Annotated in this window: 11 protein-coding genes and 1 pseudogene; 6 read left to right on the top strand and 6 right to left on the bottom strand. The window is 68.6% G+C overall.

All coding sequences use genetic code 11. From position 1 onward, the window contains the following. Positions 1-65 precede the first annotated feature (65 nt). The 3 genes and pseudogenes from BLV15_RS01150 to BLV15_RS01140 form a co-directional block, all read right to left on the bottom strand. A complete protein-coding gene (locus tag BLV15_RS01150) occupies positions 66-1,832 on the bottom strand; it encodes a protein-disulfide reductase DsbD (protein ID WP_090223888.1) in 1,767 nt (588 codons plus the stop codon). 107 nt (positions 1,833-1,939) lie between these two features. Next, a pseudogene (locus BLV15_RS22445) lies at positions 1,940-2,458 on the bottom strand (methyl-accepting chemotaxis protein); the annotation flags it as partial. 1,542 nt (positions 2,459-4,000) lie between these two features. Continuing rightward, entirely contained in the window at positions 4,001-5,614 is a 1,614-nt protein-coding gene (locus BLV15_RS01140; RefSeq protein WP_090223884.1) for a response regulator, read from the bottom strand. A 256-nt stretch (positions 5,615-5,870) separates the two neighbouring features. Between BLV15_RS01140 and BLV15_RS01135 the strand changes: the two genes are divergently transcribed. From BLV15_RS01135 to speA, 4 genes are all read left to right on the top strand, one after another. Further along, positions 5,871-6,929 (top strand): DUF2333 family protein, encoded by a 1,059-nt coding sequence (locus BLV15_RS01135; RefSeq protein ID WP_090225155.1) that lies wholly within the window; start codon positions 5,871-5,873, stop codon positions 6,927-6,929. 3 nt (positions 6,930-6,932) lie between these two features. Beyond that, positions 6,933-7,460 (top strand): NUDIX hydrolase, encoded by a 528-nt coding sequence (locus BLV15_RS01130; RefSeq protein ID WP_090223882.1) that lies wholly within the window; start codon positions 6,933-6,935, stop codon positions 7,458-7,460. A gap of 176 nt (positions 7,461-7,636) precedes the next feature. After that, the gene (locus BLV15_RS01125; protein ID WP_090223880.1) at positions 7,637-8,008 is read left to right on the top strand and encodes a translation initiation factor Sui1; all 372 of its coding nucleotides are present in this window, start codon (positions 7,637-7,639) and stop codon (positions 8,006-8,008) included. 151 nt (positions 8,009-8,159) lie between these two features. Continuing rightward, the gene (speA, locus tag BLV15_RS01120) at positions 8,160-10,076 is read left to right on the top strand and encodes an arginine decarboxylase (RefSeq protein ID WP_090223879.1); all 1,917 of its coding nucleotides are present in this window, start codon (positions 8,160-8,162) and stop codon (positions 10,074-10,076) included. Positions 10,077-10,324: 248 nt separating this feature from the next. Here the strand turns inward: speA and pdxR are convergent, their stop codons facing one another. Further along, on the bottom strand, positions 10,325-11,755 hold the full coding sequence (gene pdxR, locus BLV15_RS01115) for a MocR-like pyridoxine biosynthesis transcription factor PdxR (protein WP_090223877.1): 1,431 nt from the start codon (positions 11,753-11,755) through the stop codon (positions 10,325-10,327). A gap of 106 nt (positions 11,756-11,861) precedes the next feature. Here pdxR and BLV15_RS01110 point away from each other — a divergent pair, with 106 nt between their 5' ends. Together BLV15_RS01110 and BLV15_RS01105 are read left to right on the top strand one after the other, a co-directional pair. After that, complete coding sequence (locus BLV15_RS01110; RefSeq protein WP_245728132.1) at positions 11,862-12,467, top strand: NAD(P)H-dependent oxidoreductase; 606 nt, start codon at positions 11,862-11,864, stop codon at positions 12,465-12,467. After that, the gene (locus BLV15_RS01105; RefSeq protein WP_090223874.1) at positions 12,464-12,895 is read left to right on the top strand and encodes a carboxymuconolactone decarboxylase family protein; all 432 of its coding nucleotides are present in this window, start codon (positions 12,464-12,466) and stop codon (positions 12,893-12,895) included. Before BLV15_RS01110 ends, BLV15_RS01105 begins: the two co-directional genes overlap by 4 nt. 24 nt (positions 12,896-12,919) lie before the next feature. Here the strand turns inward: BLV15_RS01105 and BLV15_RS01100 are convergent, their stop codons facing one another. Both BLV15_RS01100 and BLV15_RS01095 read right to left on the bottom strand, forming a co-directional pair. Continuing rightward, a complete protein-coding gene (locus BLV15_RS01100; RefSeq protein WP_090223873.1) occupies positions 12,920-13,375 on the bottom strand; it encodes a DUF2214 family protein in 456 nt (151 codons plus the stop codon). A gap of 151 nt (positions 13,376-13,526) precedes the next feature. After that, on the bottom strand, positions 13,527-14,873 hold the full coding sequence (locus tag BLV15_RS01095) for an MATE family efflux transporter (protein ID WP_090223871.1): 1,347 nt from the start codon (positions 14,871-14,873) through the stop codon (positions 13,527-13,529). Between the last annotated feature and the right edge of the window lie 110 nt (positions 14,874-14,983).

Genomic DNA, 14,983 nt, shown 5'->3' with positions numbered 1-14,983 from the left:
CTGTCCAGAAACCGGCAAATGGCCGCACGATGTCCGGCGTTCGCCTGCGTTTTCCCAAATGTCGCTCAGCGCGCCGCGCGGGCCTGGGAAACGCGGGCGGCGAACGCCTCGGCGTCGATCTCGCCGACCACCCGCAGCGCGGCCGATTCGGTGCCTTTTGCATCGAAGAACAGGATCGCCGGCGGGCCGAACAGCTGGTAGCGATCCAGCAGCGCGCGTTGCTCCGGCGTGCTGGCGGTCATGTCGAAGCGGATCAGGCGAAACCCGCCGAGCTGGGCGGTCACCGCCGGGGCGCTGAACACCTCGCGTTCGATCACCTTGCAGCTGATGCACCAGTCGGCGTACCAGTCGAGCAGCAGCGGCTGGCCGGCGGCTTTCGCGGCGGCCAGGGCGGCGCCCAGTTCGGCGGGGCTGCTCAGGGTCGTCCATTGGCCGGCGTCGGGCGCGGCGTTCACGCCGGCCGCCAGCTGGCCGCGGCCGAGCGGGCGCAGCGGGTCGCTTTCGCCCTGCAGCGCGCCGACCCAGGCGCTCGCCGCGTAGACCAGCAGTGCCAGACCGACGAGTTGCGCCAGGCGCTGGCGCTGGGTTTTCGGCACGAATTCGAGGGCGCCGAGCCACAGCGCCACGCCGGCGGCGAGCAGCCCCCAGAGCGCCAGCGACAGCGCGCCGGGCAGCACGCGCTCGAGCATCCATACCGATACCGCCAGCAGGAGCACGCCGAAGGCATTGCGCACGCCGATCATCCAGTCGCCGGATTTCGGCAGCAGGCTGCCGCCGCCGACGGCGAACAGCACCAGCGGCGCACCCATGCCGACGCCGAGGGCGAACAGCTTCAGGCCGCCGCCCAGCGCGTCGCCACTGCTACTGATATAGAGCAGCGCGCCGGCCAGCGGCGCCGATACGCAGGGGCTGACCAACAGGCTGGAAAGCACGCCAAGCAGCGCCGCGCCCCACAGCGAGCCGCCGCGGGTGTCGTCGGCGAGGCGGTTCAGCGGTTCGCTGATCAGGCGCGGCAGGCGCAACTCGTAGACGCCGAACATGGCCAGGGCGAAGGCCGCGAAGAAGGCGGCGAACGGCACCAGCACGAAGGGCGACTGCAACCGCGCCTGCAGGTTGAGGCTGGCACCGAACACGCCCATCAGCGCGCCGAGCACGGCGAAGCAGACGGCCATCGACATCACATAGGCCAGCGACAGGCTCAGGCTGCGCCAGCCGCCGATGCGCCCGCGCAGCACTACGCCGGAGAGGATCGGCAGCATCGGCAACACGCAGGGAGTGAAGGTCAGGCCGAGCCCGGCGAGGAAGAACAGCGCCAGTTCGCTCCATTTCCAGCCGCGTGCGGCGGGCGTGATCGCAGTGCTGGCGGCCGGTGCATCGCCGAAGGTGAAACGCTGGGTTTCCGGCGGATAGCACAGGCCCTTGTCGGCGCAGCCCTGATAGGTCACCAGCAGGGTGAAGGGGCGCTTGTCGGGGTTGTCGACCGGCAGGTCGATGTCCAGGCCCTCGTGGTACACCTCGACGTCGCCGAAGAACTCGTCGGTCTTGTGCTCGCCGGCCGGCAGTTGCGGCTGGCCGAGGGCGATGTCCGCCGGCTCGCTGCGGAAGGCGAAGCGATGGCGGTAGAGGTAGTAGCCGGGCGCGTTGGTGAAGCGCAGCTTGATCGTGCCGGCATCGCTGCCGATCAGGTCCAGGCGGAAGGCTTCGCGCACGGGCAGGAAGTCGCTGCTGTTGTTCAGCGGGGCGCCCAGTTCGGCGCTCGGACGCTTGTCGAAAAGCCCGGCGGCGGCCGGCAGGGCGATCAGCAACAGCAGGACAGGCAGCAGGCGGCGCATGGCGGTCTCGCGAAATCGGAAGCGCGCATGATAGCCGAGGGGGCCGGTGCGTGCAGGGGCCAGGTCAAGCGCGGCGGGGGGAGCTCGTGGCGCGTGAACCCTGGTCGTCACACGCGAAACGCCTGAACCGCGGTGTTCAGCTGGCTGCCGAGCGTCTGCAGGCGTTCGCCCTGGTTGCGGCCGGCGCCGATGCGTTCCAGGTTGCTGCCACCAAGGTGGTGGATGCGCTCGCTGTGATTGCGGATTTCGCTGACCGCGCCGCTCTGTTGCGCGGTGGCGTCGGCGATGCGTTCGGCCATGCCGGCGATACCGCGAATCGAGGCGACCACCTGATCCAGTGCGCCATCGGCGGCGGCCGCCTGCTGCGCGGTGGTTTCGGCGTGTTCCACCTGCACGCGCATGGTGTCCACCGACTGCCGCGCGGCGCGCTGGAGGTTGCCGATCAGTTGCTGGATTTCCTCGGTGGCGCCGGCGGTGCGCTGGGCCAGCGAGCGTACTTCCTCGGCGACCACCGCGAAGCCACGGCCCAGTTCACCGGCGCGGGCGGCCTCGATGGCGGCGTTAAGCGCCAGCAGGTTGGTCTGCTCGGCGATGCCGCGGATCACCGTGAGCACCTTGCCGATGGTGGCGGTTTCCTCGGCCAGCCGTTCGATGGCCAGCGCATTGCCCTGCACTTCGCCGACCAGCCCGTGCATGCCGGCGAGGCTGTCGAGGATCACCCGCTGGCCCAGTTCCACCGCCTCGCCGGCGGCGCGGCTGGCCCCGGCGGCCTGGCTGGCGTCGACGGCGACGCGCTGGATGGTGGACTCCAGCTCCCCGAGCGCATCGCGGATCTGCGCGGTGTCGCCCACTTGGCGCTCGGCGCCGCTGTGCAGGCCGCTGCTCAGTTCGGCCAGCGCGTGGCTGCTGCCGGCGACCTGCTGGGCGTGCTCGCGGATGGTGCCGACGAGGTTCACCAGATAGCTGCGCAGGCGGTTCAGCGACTCCTCGATGTCGCGCAACTCGCGGGTCCGGGTCCGGGTGCGCAGCGCGATGGGTTCGCCGAAATCGCCACCGGCCCAGGACGAAAGTGCCTCCACCAGCCGGCCGAGTGCGCGGGTCAGGTGGCGCTGGATGCGGTCGACCACCAGCGCGATGAGTAGGATCAGGCCGATCATCAGACCCTGGATCAGGCGTACCTCGAACTGGATGCGCGCGTGTTCGCCGCGCACCACCGGTTCGAGCGTGGCGAGGGCGTTCTGCAGGGCGAGGACCTTCTCCTGGGTTTCGGCGGCCAGTTCGCCACGGCGCTGGATCAGGGCGCGGGTGCGCCCGAGTTCTGCCGGGTAGCGCTGCAGCAGGCCGGTGAGTTCGCGCTTGAGTGCGATGCCGCGGTCTTCCGCTGGCGCCTGGCCGGCCTCGGCGTCCAGCCCCATCAGCGCGGCGAAGCTCGAGCCGGCGGACTCCTCCTGCGCGGCGACACCGAGCAGCGGCAGCGCGTCGATGCGTTTCGCCTGGGCGCCGAGCGCGGCGAGTTCGCGCTCGACGTCTTCGGCCAGTTCCGCGCGCGAGCTGTCGACCAGGCGCCCGCGTGCATGGCTCAGGCGCAGCAGATGGTGCGAAGCCTCGAACAGCGGCTCGGCGTAATCGTGGGCAGCGTCGGCATCGCTTTGCGCGGCATAGGCCGATAGCGCCTCCAGCGCGCCGCTCATCTCGCGCTCCGCCTGCAGCAGCAGGCCCTGCGGATCGCCGGCGAGCTTGCCGGCGGCGAGCAATTCGCCGGCGGCGAACTGGCGCAGTTCGTCGAGGCTGGGGCGCAGGCGTTCGGCAAAATCCTCGGGCAGCGCCCCCAGCGCGATACTCAGGTCTTCCAGCGCGCCACTGGCGTCGGCGTGGTGCAGCGCATCGCCGCTGGCGAGGTAGCGCTGCACGTTGTCGGCCACCCGCTCGCGAAACTCCCGGGACAGCGCCTGATAGCGTTCCATCAGCTGATAGGGCCGTTCCAGCGCGCGCTGCGACCACCACAGCGTGGCGCCCAGCGCGAGACAGGCGGTGATCAGCAGCAGGGTATTGATGGTGGTGAGCAGCTTCAGGCGCATCCGGACCTCGACACACGACGTGAGGGGAGCCCGAAGGTTATTGCGGTTCGGTTTCAGCCTGATGACAGCCGGGGCGCTCGGCCCCGGCACTCATTCCTGGAAGACCGCCGCGCGGTTGCGTCCGCCGTTCTTGGCGATGTAGAGCGCCTGGTCGGCCTGGCTGGAGAGGCGTTTGATTTCCATGTCCGGGCTGAGCTCGGCGATGCCGCAGCTGAAGGTGCAGGAAAGGTCTTGCGGTTGCGCCGGGTAGCGGATTTCGGCGAAACGCTGGCGGATGTCGTCGAGCACCTTGAAGGCGGCCTCGGCGTTGGTGTCCGGCAGGACCACGGCGAACTCTTCGCCGCCGTAGCGGCCGATGTGGTCGGTCTTGCGCAGGCGCTGCTTGAGGAACAGCGCGAGGCTCTTGATCACGCGGTCGCCCATGGGGTGGCCGTAGGTGTCGTTGACCTTCTTGAAATGGTCGATGTCGAGCATCGCGAAGGTCAGCGGCTTGCCGTCGCGGCGGGCGCGGGCACGGGCGTCTTCGAGCAGTTGCAGCGTGTGTGTGTGGTTGTATAGGCCGGTCAGGCTGTCGCGGACCATGCGTGCCTTGAGGCTGCGCGCGCGGGTAGCGCGGGTGCGCACCGTGGCGATCAGGTGGCGCGGCTTGATCGGTTTGGTGAGGAAGTCGTCGCCGCCTTCGCTCATGGCGTCGAGCTGCTTGTCGAGATCGTCCTCGGCGGACAGGTAGATGATCGGCACGCTGACGTAGCGTTCGTGCTGGCGGATCACCTTGGCCAGCTCGGTGCCGGTGCAGTCGGGCATGTACATGTCGAGGATGATCAGGTCGGGCTGGAACTCGGCCAGTTCGGCCATCGCCTTGATCGGCTCGGTGAGGGTGCGGGTGACGATGCCGGCGCTGTTGAGCACGCGTTCGGTGTGCGTCGCCTGGGCGCGCGAGTCGTCCACCACCAGCACCCTGTAGGGCTCGTAGTGCGCGGTGCGGGTGAGGATCTCGATCTTTTCCAGCAGGCTGGAGGCGTCGATGGCACCGGTAAAGAACTCCTGACCGCCGGCACGCACCGCGGCGAGGCGCGTCGGGGCGTCGGTTTCGTCGTGGCTGAAGAACAGCACGGGGATTTTCTGCTCGAGTCCCTGCTGCGATTCCTCGGCGAGGGCGAGGCCGGCGGCGCGTCCGCCGAAGTCCACTTCCATGACGATCGCGGCCGGGTGGCGTTCGCTCATCGCTGCGCGGAACTCGGCGGCGCTGTGCAGCGCCTGCGCCGCGAGGCCGAAGAATTCGAGCTGCTGGGCCAGGCGTTCGCTACGTTCCTGGTCCTGCAATCCCAGATAGACCGGCTTGCGCAGCGGCGGAAGAAAGGACTCGGCAAGGTCGCCATGGCGCAGGCCGGTGCGCGAGAGACGCTGCATGAGCTGGTGGATTTCGCTGATCAGCGGGCTGTTCAGGCGGCCGCGATTGGCTTCGACGCTTTCCAGGCTGGTGGCGATGCGCCGCGCCAGCTGGGCGTGTTCCTCCTGCTCGAAGCGTTCGGCGTAGCGCAGCAGACGCGTGTTCGCTTCCACCAGTTCGCTCATGTCGCCGGCGTTCCACTCGCTTGCCTGCAGGCGCTGCCAGACTTCCAGCACCTGGCGAGCCTGATGGATCACGCGTTGGGCGAAGTGGTTCTTCAGTCGGTCGCGGTTGGGATCTTCGTATTCGCTCATGGCCCACATCTTGAGGGTTTTAGCGCTGACGTATCCGTTCAGCGTGATGGCTCGATGCTACCACTCTCTGCATTCCGCTTACATCACCGCCGATCCTCTGGCGCCACATTTTTACGCCGACCGGCTGCCTGCCGACCGCTCTGGTTCAAGGCGTAGCCGGCGATGCGTCGACGATGCCTTATAGTGAGTCCGTGATGCGCAACCCTGGAGACAGGCTGCGGTCGAAGACATGCATTCGAACAGCAAGGAATACGCCATGTTGGATTGGAAGACACGCACCGGCGATAGCGCGCCACGCGAAGAGACCCCCGGCAAGCGCTCGGCGCCGGGTGGGCTGCTGGTACGCGGCCTGGGAGCATTGCTGGTCATCTACCTGCTGGTGGCCCTGGTGGTCGGCTGGTACTGGAGCCGGGAGCCTGAGCTGTTCCCCGTGCAGCAGCATGCCCAGGCGGCGGCGCAGAGTGCCCAGCGGCAGATGGTGATCGGCTACACCACGGTGGAAACCCTGAAGCAGGTGGCCAGCACGCTGCTCGACAAGCCGGGTGGCTACCTCTCCAACGACAAGCTGCCGCCCGGCCTCTGGCTGGACAACATGCCGAGCTGGGAATACGGCGTGCTGGTGCAGGTCCGCGACCTGTCACGCGCGCTGCGCAAGGATTTCGCCCGCTCGCAGTCGCAATCCACCGAGGATGGCGACCTGGCGAAGGCCGAGCCGCGCTTCAACTTCGACAACCGGAGCTGGGCGCTGCCGGCCTCCGAGAGCGAGTACCGCGAGGGCATCAAGTCGCTGGACCGCTACCTGGCCCGGCTGTCCGACCCGAACCAGGGCAATGCGCAGTTCTATACCCGCGCCGACAACCTGAACAACTGGATGGGCGACGTCGCCACGCGGCTCGGCTCGTTGTCGCAGCGGTTGTCCGCCAGCGTCGGCCGGGTGCGCCTGAACGCCGATGTGAATCCCGCCGAAGTGCGTCCTGGCGAGGTGCCGAAGGTCAGCGAGGAAACCGTCGAGACGCCCTGGCTGCAGATCGACAACGTGTTCTACGAGGCCCGTGGCCAGGCCTGGGCATTGTCGCACCTGCTGCGCGCCATCGAGGTGGATTTCGCCGACGTGCTGGCGAAGAAGAACGCCACCATCAGCGTGCGGCAGATCATCCGCGAGCTGGAAGCCGCGCAGGAGCCGCTGTGGAGCCCGATGGTGCTGAACGGCAGCGGCTACGGGATTCTCGCCAACCATTCGCTGGTGATGGCCAACTACATCTCGCGCGCCAACGCCGCGGTGATCGATCTGCGCAACTTGCTGGAGCAGGGCTGATCGATGTGGCTCAGCGCGGAGCAGGCGCATCGCGCGGCATCGGATGCCGAGCAGGTGGCCTGGGTCGACGAGTCGGACCGCCTGCTCGGTAGCCTGACCCGCGCCGAGCTGCGCGCCCGCGGGCTGATCGGCCGGGCCTGCTTCGTGCTGCTGTTCAACGCCGCCGGCGACCTCTGCGTGCACCGCCGCAGCCTGAGCAAGGCGCTGTATCCGGGCTACTGGGATGTCGCCGCGGGCGGCATGCTGGCGGCCGGCGAGGACTACGCCGAGGGCGCCGCGCGCGAGCTGGAGGAAGAGCTGGGCGTGGCTGGCGTGGCGTTGCGCGATCACGGGCGGTTCTTCTTCGATCACCCCGACAACCGCATCTGGGCGGCGGTGTTTTCCGCCGTGTGGGACGGTGCGCTGCGCCTGCAGCCGGAGGAAGTGATCGAGGCGCGCTTCATCAGCCAGCAGCAGGTGTTCGTCGAACTGCGCGAAAAACCCTACTGCCCTGACTCGCTGGAAGCCTTCGAACTGTGCCGCGGCCGGTGAATCCGGCTGCAATTTCCTATTAGCATTTGCGCCCATTGCTGCTAAATTGCGCGGCCTTTCCCGCCCGCGCGCCGCGTGGGTCTGCGCTGCCCCTGCCTGAGTGGGGCCTCGCGGTTGCCCGCACGTGTCTTTCGCCGGCAGCCTGTCGCTATCCTGACCCCTACGAGGAACAGCCGGTGGTCAAGAAAGCTTCGTCATTGGCCGCCCTCGGCGGCCTGGTGTACTCCACCGACAGCGGCCGGCACTGCCCGGATTGCAGCCAGCCCGTGGAGGCCTGCATCTGCAAGCAAAGCGTCGTTCCCGCCGGAGACGGCATCGCCCGCGTGCGCCGCGAAACCAAGGGCCGCGGCGGCAAGACGGTGACCACCATCGCCGGGGTGCCGCTGGCCGATGAGCCGCTCAAGGAACTGGCCAGCGCGCTGAAGAAACGCTGCGGCTGCGGCGGCGGGTTGAAGGACGGGGTGATCGAGATCCAGGGCGATCACGTCCAGTTGCTCATCGACGAGCTGATCAAGCGCGGCTTCAAGGCCAAGAAGTCCGGCGGCTGAGCCGCCCTCCATCCTGCCCGGCAGTGCGCCGGGACGAATAACTAAACTTCGGTAGTCGGCCGCCGGTCGATACCTGATCGTTTGTAACTATCCATGCATAACCTGTCCCCGAGCAAAGCGGGCAGGCCCAGCCCATTTCCGAGGGGGAACAATGGCCGCACGACGTACGCGCAAGGACGATGGCAGCAGCTGGACGGTGGCGGACAGCCGCAGTGTCTACGGTATTCGCCATTGGGGCGCCGGTTACTTCTCCGTCGGTGACGGCGGCGAGGTGGAAGTGCGCCCGCGCGGCGGTCGCGACGATGCGCCCATCGACATGCAGGCGCTGGTCGAGCAACTGCGCGAGTCGGGCTTGTCGCTGCCCTTGCTGGTGCGTTTCCCGGACATCCTGCAGGACCGCGTGCGCAAGCTCACCGGCGCCTTCGACGCGAACATCGAGCGGCTGGAGTACAACGCGCAGTACACCGCGCTGTACCCGATCAAGGTCAACCAGCAGGAAGCGGTGGTGGAGAACATCATCGCCACGCGCGATGTGTCCATCGGCCTGGAAGCCGGCTCCAAGCCCGAGCTGATGGCCGTGCTGGCGCTGGCGCCCAAGGGCGGCACCATCGTCTGCAACGGCTACAAGGACCGCGAGTTCATTCGCCTGGCGCTGATGGGGCAGAAGCTCGGCCACAACGTGTTCATCGTCATCGAGAAGGAATCCGAGGTCCAGCTGGTGATCGAGGAGGCCGCCGAGCTGAAGCTGCTGCCGCAGGTCGGCCTGCGCGTGCGGCTGTCTTCGCTGGCGTCGTCCAAGTGGGCGGACACTGGTGGCGAGAAATCCAAGTTCGGCCTTTCCGCGGCGCAGCTGCTGTCGGTGGTCGAGCGCTTCAAGCAGGCCGGGCTGGACCAGGGCGTGCGCCTGCTGCACTTCCACATGGGCTCGCAGATCGCCAACCTGGCGGATTACCGCAAGGGCTTCCGCGAGGCCATTCGCTACTACGGCGAGCTGCGCGCGCTGGGCCTGCCGGTGGACCACATCGACGTCGGCGGCGGCCTGGGCGTGGACTACGACGGTACCCATTCGCGCAACGCCAGCTCGATCAACTACGACATCGACGACTACGCCGCCAGCGTGGTCGGCATGCTCAAGGAGTTCTGCGACCGCCAGGAAATCCCCCATCCGCACATCTTCTCCGAGAGCGGCCGGGCGATGACCGCGCACCACGCGGTGCTGGTGGTGCAGGTGACCGACGTCGAGCAACACAACGACGACATCCCGGACATCGACCCCGAGCAGGAACAGCCCGAAGCGGTGCAGGACCTGCTCGATCTGCTCGGCCCGACCGATCCGGAGATGGTCGCCGAGACCTACTGGCGTGCCACCCACTACATTGGCGAAGTGTCCGCGCAGTACTCGGTGGGCAAGCTCAACCTGGCGCAGAAGGCCCTCGCCGAGCAGAGCTACTACGCCATCTGCCGGCGCCTGTACAACCAGCTCAAGGCGCGCCAGCGCTCGCACCGGCAGGTGCTGGACGATCTCAACGACAAGCTCGCCGACAAGTACATCTGCAACTTCTCGGTGTTCCAGAGCCTGCCGGACACCTGGGCGATCGGGCAGATCCTGCCGATCATGCCGTTGCAGCGGCTGACCGAGGAGCCGCTGCGCCGCGCGGTGCTGCAGGACCTGACGTGCGACTCCGACGGCAAGATCAAGCAGTACATCGACGAGCAGAGCATCGAGACCAGCCTGCCGGTGCACGAAGTGCGCGAGGGCGAGGATTACCTGCTCGGCGTGTTCCTGGTCGGTGCCTACCAGGAAATCCTCGGCGACATGCACAACCTGTTCGGCGACACCGATTCGGTGAACGTCTACCAGGACGCCGACGGCAGCGTGCGCCATGGCGGCATCGAGACCCACGACACCATCGAGGACATGCTGCGCTACGTGCACCTGTCGCCCGAGGGCCTGATGAACTACTACCGCGACAAGGTCGCCGGCGCGCGCCTCAGTGCGCGTGAGCGCACCCAGTACCTGGACGCCCTGCGCCTGGGCCTGACACGCTCCTCGTACCTGTCGAGCTGATCGCCCGATGTGCGCAAAAGCCCGCTTTCGAGCGGGCTTTTTCGTTTTGGGTGGCAACCGCCTCGGTATTAGCGAGGCGCCGCTCGCGGCCGCGCAGCGATCCGCCGGACGCGCCGGGCACTTCCCGACGTTCTTTTCGTCCACCGTCGCACCGTCCGGTGGATCGATGAAGCGCGATCCACCCTACGACCGCCTCGGCGTTTGAAGGGGATCGCTTGCGGTTGCGCACCGATTCGCCCCACGTTGTTCTACGGGAGCGTGGGTGACTGCATCGCCGCCTTCATCCGCGCCACCACGTCGCGTGCCTGTTCGGCGCTGGCGAGGTTGGTGAAGCCCATCAGCAGGCCCGGCGGATGGCGCTCCTGCAGCGTCCAGTTGGACAGCGCATGGACGCCGATGCCACAGGCGTTGATCCGTTCGGCCAGCGCGCGGTCGTCCTCGCCGGCATCCAGCTGGGCGAGCAACTGGATGCCGCCCGCCTGCAGGTCGATGCGCAGGCGATCGCCGAAGGCGGCGTGCAGCGCGTCGGTCAGGTAGCCGCGGCGCAGCGCGTAGAGGTTGCGCATCCTGCGCAGATGACGGGCGAAATGGCCCTGGGTGAGGAAGTCGGCCACTGTGGCCTGCGACAGCGCCGGGCAATGCTGCTGGAAGACTTCGGCGCTGCGCACGAAACGCGCGACCTGGCTTTCCGGCACCACCAGGTAGGCCAGGCGCAGGCCGGGGAACAGCACCTTGCTGAAGGTGCCGGCATAGAGCACGCGGCCCTGGCGGTCGAGGCTCTTCAACGCCGGCAGGGGGCGACCCTGGTAGCGGTATTCGCTGTCGTAGTCGTCCTCGATGACCCAGGCGCCGGCGGCGTTGGCCCAGTCCAGCAGCGCCAGGCGCCGCGGCAGCGACAGGGAAACCCCGAGCGGGCTCTGGTGCGACGGCGTGACCACGGCGAAGCGCGCGTTCGCCGCGCGTTGCAGGCCGACATCCACGCGCAGGCCTTCGCCATCCACCGGCAACGGCACCAGCCGCGCGCCCGCGCCCTCGAGCAGCAGCCGCGCGTGCGGGTAGCCGGGGTCCTCGAACCAGCAGGCGTCACCGGGTTCCAGCAGCGTGCGGCAGATCAGGTCCAGCGAGCCGCGGTGGCCGGCGGTGATGAACACCTGCTGCGCGCTGCAGGCGATGCCGCGGGACACCCCGAGATAGGCGGCGATCGCTTCGCGCAGGCCCGCGTCGCCACGGGCATTCGGGTAGGCCAGGTCGTTGCCGGACTGGCTGCGCAGGCGCCGCGCGGCCAGGCGTGTCCACAGCGCGCGGGGGAAGGCGTCGAGCGCCGGCAGGCCGAGTTGCAGCGGGCGTTCGGCGCTTCCGACATCGGCGTGGAAGCTGGTCTGCGGCACGACCTCCGGGGCGACCGCGGAATAGGCGTGGGTCGCCAGCTGCGGCGAAACCACGGTGCCGGCGGGGCCGCGCGGCATCAGGTAGCCCTCGCTGACCAGCAACTGGTAGGCGGCCTCCACCGTGCCCCGCGCCAGGTTCAGCTCGCTGGCGAGCGCGCGTACCGCCGGCACACGGTCGCCCGGGCGCAACTGGCCCTGGGCGATGGCCCGGCGAAAGCGTGCGTAGAGCTGCAGGTAGATCGGCGTGCCCTCGGCACGGTCCGGTCGCAGGTCGGGAAGGTCGTTGCGCATGTCCTGGTCATTCCATCTATTCTTGGCTCTGTCGACTATGGCATGTCGCGCCTAGAGTTGCAGGCAGTGAATGTCCAGGCCGATAGCGGAGCTTGCCGTGAAACTCATGCATGTGGATTGCAGTGCCAGACGCGAGACGTCGAACTCGCAGGCGTTGGCGAAGTATTTCGTCGACCTGTTGCGCGGGCGGCTCGATGGCCTGCAGGTCGATTACCTCGACCTGACGCTGCCGGCACAGCCCTACGCCCGCGCCGTCCACTCCCCGGCCGCGGCGCTGGACGCCACCCTGGCCGATGCGGATGCGCTGGGCCGCCGCCTGCTGGACGCGGACGCCGTGCTGTTCGCCGTGCCGATGTGCCACGGGAGCATGCCGTCGAATTTCAAGGCCTTGATAGGCGCCCTCGTCCGCGCCGGAATGACCGGTGTGGCGGACGAGCAGGGCAACCCGCTCGGCCGGCTCGTCCGCCAGAAGATCCTGTTGCTGACCACCCGCGGCGCCGATCCCGGCCCGGGCGACGCGCACCGGGAGGTGCTGACCCGAACGTTGCGCGCGGCGGGCGTCGCCTCGCCACAGTTCGTCGACGCCCAGCTACGGCCGTTCTCCGACCCTGCGGCGCGCGCCGCCGGCCTGGCGCGTGCGCGCTGGCAGCTGGAACGGATCGCCGCCCAATGGGCCGCCAAGTTTCCCCACGAAGAAGGACTGTCGGCATGAGTAACCTGCGCCTGCCCTATTACGACCTCTCGCCGGACGCCTATCAGGGCTTTCTCGCCGCCAAGAAGGCCCTCGACCGCAGCCCGCTGGGCAAGCGCCTGATCGAGCTGGTCAACCTGCGCGTCTCGCAGATCAACGGCTGCTCGTTCTGCACCGAGATGCACGCCAGGGCCCTGCGCGCCGGCGGCACCGAGGATGCCAAGCTGGACGCCCTGGCCGGTTGGCGCGTCAGCGGCCGCTTCGACGCCCGCGAGCGGGCGGCACCGGACTGGGCGGAGTCGCTGACCGAGGTGGCGCGCAGCGGCGCACCCGACGGGGTCTTCGATGCCCTGAAGGCACACTTCAACGATGTCGAAATCGCCGACCTGAGCTTCGCCGTGGCCCTGATGAACGCCTTCAACCGGTTGGGCGTCGGCATGCGCCAGTGAAGCGCGCCGCCAAGGGCGCAACCCCTAGCCGCTGTAGCCGAAGCCACGCGCCATCAGCGTGGCCAGCAGCGGGATCGCCATCAGCAGGGCCAGCTCGGCGCGGATCACGCCGATCGTCAGGCGTGCGCGGGCTTCGCTGGTCTGCGGTTCGCGCCCGGCCTTGAGGGCGTTGCGCCAGTCGAAGAAGGTCAGCGTCGGAATGATCGAGAGCAGCCCGACCAGCACGAACAGGCCGACCTTGGCGTGGAATACGCCGTTGTGCAGGTAGTAGCTCCAGCCCTTGCCGAACCAGATCACCCGCGCCAGGCCGGTGAGCAGCACCACGCCGGCGGTGATGCCGAAGGCGATGTCGGTGCGTATCAGGCTGCGCGCCCGTGCACTGTCCATCGGCAGCTTGAAGAGGATGTGCTCCAGGCTGAGCAGCGAGAACAGCACGAAGATCGACAGGTAATGCAGGTAGGCGGCGATGGCCTGGCTCATGGCTGCGGGCCTTCGAGGCGAGGGGACGGCGAGGTGTTCGTCATGCTCATGCGAGTCCTTCCTGAGGGATGTCTGCCGGTCGCGGCGGTGTCGTCGTCATTGTGCCCCTTCCATTCGGTGGCGCCCATGCCTGGCCATGGTGTCCCGCCGGCTAGGCCGTCGCCCGGGCGAACCAGGCGCCCGCGCGGTTCAGGCGGCGGGCGTAGATGCCCAGGCTGATCCCGCGGATGAGCATGAAGCCCAGGAAGGTCAGCCACAGGCCGTGGTTCGCGTAGCCCTGCAGCAGCAGCCCGAGCGGCAGGCTGATGGCGAAGGCGATGAGCATGGCGTCGCGCATCTCCCGCGCGCGGGTGGCGCCGATGAACAGACCGTCGAGCAGGTAGCTCCAGACCGCTACCAGCGGCAGCACGGCGAGGTAGGGCAGGTACTGCAGGGCGACCTCGCGCACCTCCGGGATGTCCGTTTGCAGGTCGACGAACAGCCTGCCGCCGAGCAGGAAGAACAGCGCGAAGAGCAGGCTGGCGAGCAGCGACCAGCCACCGGCGACCACCAGCGAGCGTTGCAGCGCCGGGCGATCGGCGCGGCCGATGGCGTGCCCGCACAGTGCCTCCAGCGCGTGTGCCAGGCCGTCCAGCGCGTAGGCGGTGAGCAGCAGCCCGTTGAGCAGCAGGGCGTTCGCCGCCACGGTGGCGTCGCCCAGGCGCGCACCCTGCACGGTGACCAGGAAGAACACCGCCTGCAGCGCCAGCGAGCGGATGAAGATGTCGCGATTGACCGCCAGCAGCGGTCGCCAATTGGCCCAGCGGCGCAGCGCCGGCCAGTCGAGCAGTCCGGGATGAGCGCGCAGCGCACCGCGGGTCAGTGCCAGGCCCAGCAGCGCGCCGCTCCATTCGGCGAGCACGGCGGCCCGCGCCGCGCCGACCACGCCCCAATCCAGGCCGAGGACGAACCACAGCGACAGCGCCGCATTGCTCAGGTTGGTCAGCAGCAGGATCGCCAGCGGCGCGCGGGCGTTCTGCGTGCCGAGGAACCAGCCGACCAGCGCGTAGTTGGCCAGTGCCGCCGGCAGCCCGAGCAGGCGCGTGTGGAGGAAGGCGCGGGTCTGCCCGTCGAGCTCGGCGGAAGGGTTCATCAGCTCCAGCGCGGCATCGCCGAACGGAATCGCCAGCGCGCCGAGCAGCGTCGCCAGCAGCAGGCCGAGCAGCAACCCCTGCAGCAGCACCTGGCGCAGGCCGCCGCCATCGCCCCGCCCGGCGGCCTGCGCGGCGAAACCGGTGGTGCCCATGCGCAGGAAACCGAGCACCCCGACGATCAGCAGGTACAGCGCGCTGCCCACCGCCGCGGCGCCGAGCTGATGCGCGTGCGGCAGGTGGCCGACCACGGCACTGTCGACCAGCGCCACCAGCGGTACGGACAGGTTGGAAAGGATCATCGGTGCCGCCAGTGCCCATACCCGCCGGTGGGTGGGCATGTCGCGCCAGGCCTGTTTCACGCTCATGCGAAGCCTCCTGATGGGCCGCGCAGTATACCGGCGCCTCGTCGTTCGTAGCCTTCGTGGTTCACCGGGCAAGGCACAGACGGGCGCGCTTGCCCGGTCACGTCGCCGCT

Source organism: Pseudomonas kuykendallii, from assembly GCF_900106975.1.
GTDB classification, from domain to species: domain Bacteria; phylum Pseudomonadota; class Gammaproteobacteria; order Pseudomonadales; family Pseudomonadaceae; genus Pseudomonas_O; species Pseudomonas_O kuykendallii.
This window is presented reverse-complemented; position numbering and strand designations above follow the sequence as displayed.

Coding starts and splice junctions, on each gene's coding strand:
- BLV15_RS01100 (WP_090223873.1), bottom strand. CDS start 13,375: ATGAGCCAGGCCATCGCCGCCTACCTGCATTACCTGTCGATCTTCGTG.
- BLV15_RS01140 (WP_090223884.1), bottom strand. CDS start 5,614: ATGAGCGAATACGAAGATCCCAACCGCGACCGACTGAAGAACCACTTC.
- speA (WP_090223879.1), top strand. CDS start 8,160: ATGGCCGCACGACGTACGCGCAAGGACGATGGCAGCAGCTGGACGGTG.
- BLV15_RS01095 (WP_090223871.1), bottom strand. CDS start 14,873: ATGAGCGTGAAACAGGCCTGGCGCGACATGCCCACCCACCGGCGGGTA.
- BLV15_RS01130 (WP_090223882.1), top strand. CDS start 6,933: ATGTGGCTCAGCGCGGAGCAGGCGCATCGCGCGGCATCGGATGCCGAG.
- BLV15_RS01110 (WP_245728132.1), top strand. CDS start 11,862: ATGCATGTGGATTGCAGTGCCAGACGCGAGACGTCGAACTCGCAGGCG.
- BLV15_RS01150 (WP_090223888.1), bottom strand. CDS start 1,832: ATGCGCCGCCTGCTGCCTGTCCTGCTGTTGCTGATCGCCCTGCCGGCC.
- BLV15_RS01135 (WP_090225155.1), top strand. CDS start 5,871: ATGTTGGATTGGAAGACACGCACCGGCGATAGCGCGCCACGCGAAGAG.
- pdxR (WP_090223877.1), bottom strand. CDS start 11,755: ATGCGCAACGACCTTCCCGACCTGCGACCGGACCGTGCCGAGGGCACG.
- BLV15_RS01105 (WP_090223874.1), top strand. CDS start 12,464: ATGAGTAACCTGCGCCTGCCCTATTACGACCTCTCGCCGGACGCCTAT.